This is a genomic window from Stenotrophomonas sp. 3diitr2024, assembly GCF_042136455.1.
In the GTDB taxonomy this organism is placed as follows: domain Bacteria; phylum Pseudomonadota; class Gammaproteobacteria; order Xanthomonadales; family Xanthomonadaceae; genus Stenotrophomonas; species Stenotrophomonas sepilia.
This window is the reverse complement of the sequence record NZ_JBHHMJ010000853.1, coordinates 1-357: the sequence shown is the minus strand read 5'-3', so window position 1 is coordinate 357 and position 357 is coordinate 1. Positions and strand designations below refer to the sequence as shown.

2 pseudogenes are annotated in these 357 nt (G+C 65.3%); one reads left to right on the top strand and one right to left on the bottom strand.

The window, feature by feature from the left end:
- A pseudogene (locus tag ABGA94_RS22460) lies at nt 1-116 on the bottom strand (hypothetical protein); the annotation flags it as partial.
- Between the two features lie 99 nt (nt 117-215).
- Between ABGA94_RS22460 and ABGA94_RS22455 the strand changes: the two are divergent.
- Nucleotides 216-357, top strand: a pseudogene (locus ABGA94_RS22455) (two-component sensor histidine kinase); the annotation flags it as partial.

Here is a 357-nt window from a genome sequence, read left to right as displayed (position 1 = left end):
GGCCTGCGGCTTTCGTCTTCCTCGTCGGTGATGTTGATGCCGCCAGTGAAGGCCAGGCGGCCATCGACAATCACCAGCTTGCGGTGCGTGCGCAGGTTCAGCCACGGGCGCTTGAACGCCGCTTAGTCACTATAGATGCCTCCGTCATCACTGAGCAAACGGAGGGTTACGATGATCACAGTACGCATCGGATCCTGCGCCAGTGGTTCGTTTGCGCGACTCCCGACAGCGTGGAGGTCAGCGTGGCTGATGACGGCCCAGGGGTGGCTCCGGCGCTGCGCACCCAGCTGTTCCAGGCACCGGCCGCGCTGGGCGCGCGGCGCGGCGAGAACGGCGGATTGGGGCTGTTGATCGTGC